The organism is Lacrimispora amygdalina (genome assembly GCF_003432035.1).
Lineage (GTDB): Bacteria > Bacillota > Clostridia > Lachnospirales > Lachnospiraceae > Lacrimispora > Lacrimispora amygdalina.
This window is the reverse complement of the sequence record NZ_QOHO01000127.1, coordinates 1-1,614: the sequence shown is the minus strand read 5'-3', so window position 1 is coordinate 1,614 and position 1,614 is coordinate 1. Positions and strand designations below refer to the sequence as shown.

At 39.7% G+C, this 1,614-nt stretch carries 2 protein-coding genes, 1 tRNA gene and 1 riboswitch; of the genes, 1 reads left to right on the top strand and 2 read right to left on the bottom strand.

Going from position 1 to position 1,614, the window contains the following annotated elements:
• Nucleotides 1–27: 27 nt before the first annotated feature.
• On the bottom strand, nucleotides 28–696 hold the full coding sequence (locus DS742_RS27810) for an ECF transporter S component (RefSeq protein ID WP_170313626.1): 669 nt from the start codon (nucleotides 694–696) through the stop codon (nucleotides 28–30).
• 84 nt (nucleotides 697–780) lie between these two features.
• A riboswitch (FMN riboswitch) is annotated at nucleotides 781–897 on the bottom strand.
• Between the two features lie 94 nt (nucleotides 898–991).
• On the opposite strand from DS742_RS27810, the gene DS742_RS27805 reads away from it, so the two are divergent.
• Nucleotides 992–1,064 (top strand) — tRNA-Ala (locus tag DS742_RS27805).
• 101 nt (nucleotides 1,065–1,165) lie between these two features.
• Here the strand turns inward: DS742_RS27805 and DS742_RS29130 are convergent.
• Nucleotides 1,166–1,318: a hypothetical protein gene (locus DS742_RS29130; protein WP_170313625.1), complete on the bottom strand. Its 153-nt coding sequence runs from the start codon at nucleotides 1,316–1,318 to the stop codon at nucleotides 1,166–1,168.
• Nucleotides 1,319–1,614 lie beyond the last annotated feature (296 nt).

The window sequence follows — 1,614 nt, the reverse complement described above, 5'->3', positions numbered from 1 at the left end:
ATCTACCTCCTACCCGATTTTATTGTTTTACATTGCGCCTCTCATAACCATAATTGCCATAACACAGGTAACTAAAACTACTGCAGCTGTGAGTGTCATGCCAAGATTGTAACTGCGTTTCTTCTCTGATGCAGTATCAGTAAAGTTTAAAAGATTGGATTTTCTTAGTGTAGTAACTAACGGCTTATAGATCAGCAATGTCAGTGCCGTATTAATTCCGCCTTTCAGCAGGTTAAAAGGTACAAATGCAGGAAGCAGAAGCTCAGCCACCGCTTCTCTGGGGTAACCCATATAAATGGGGGTGATTAAATAGTTCCACAGTACCATAATCAGTGTCATAAGAAGTGTTCCGGCAATCATACCAAGAAAGGCACCCTTCATGGAATGGTGTTTCTTATAAAGGTAGGCAGCAGGACAGACAAAGGCCACAGTTGAAAGGATGTTCATAATAAGTCCGATGATTCCGGTGCTGCTGATTGTAAACATTTCGATGAAAGAGACAATGATAGAGATCAGAGCTGCGGACATAGGACCAAATAGAAATCCTCCGGTCAGGATAATCACATCTTTGGGTTCATATTCCAAAAACGGAACGATAGGGATTAACGGAATCCGGATTGCCACTACGGCTACGAATGCCAATGCGCACAGCATTGCCATTACAGTTAATTTGTTTGCTTTTCTGCTCATATTCATGATACAGACCTCCTGAAAAATAAGTAACACCTGAAAGAGTGTCTTTCAGGTGTTAAAAATAGACAGGTGTATTATCATTATTTAACACATCTTCTTTCATCCAGACTTTACTGTCGGTATTGGAATCTAACCAATTCTGCGCTCTGAGCGCTCGCGGACTTTACCGCCGGTCGGGAATTTCACCCTGCCCTGAAGACATCTGTATGCAGTTGTTCTGAGTGTATTATAACATTTTTTTTATTAAATGCAATATCTAGTTGCAATTTTTTTTACTCTTTGCTATAATAGCCGACATGGGGGTATAGCTCAGCTGGGAGAGCGCTTGAATGGCATTCAAGAGGTCATGGGTTCGAATCCCACTATCTCCATTATATTACATACATAAAGCCACAGGCAGGAATGCTCGTGGCTTAAATTATATCTTATAGGGACGGGACACTTGATAAATTAAGGGCAAAAAGGTACATTTTCACTTTGGAAATGTACCTTTTTTCAATTGCAGATAATTGGGACATTCTTGAAATTGCTGTGCTTTTATACCTCCATTGGTGCGGGAATTATATACAGATAAAACTACTATTTTCTTAGTTATGCCAGAGGAAGAAAGTGTCAAATATTTCATCTTCCGCCTCATTGTCCAATAGTTCTAACGGGAAATCCTCACCGTAGTCAATGTGCATGGCTACAGGCTCACGAAACGGGTGATTATGTTTCTTGATGAAACTTTTGTCGTAACAAAGACAGATGGCTATTGCTTTTAAAAGTTGGATCAGCTTTTCAATCTGCTTATAGAGCTAACTATGGTTTATATTCCAACGAAAACTGCAGTACCTGCAGTACCTCAATTGTAAAATAACTTTCCCGTCTGAAAGGGAAAGTTAGGTACAAATATTTAAAAACAGCATAGAGAAATTCGTG

Excerpts from the sequence above, each read along its gene's own strand:
- DS742_RS29130 (WP_170313625.1), bottom strand. The coding sequence starts at position 1,318 with ATGAAATATTTGACACTTTCTTCCTCTGGCATAACTAAGAAAATAGTA.
- DS742_RS27810 (WP_170313626.1), bottom strand. The coding sequence starts at position 696 with ATGAATATGAGCAGAAAAGCAAACAAATTAACTGTAATGGCAATGCTG.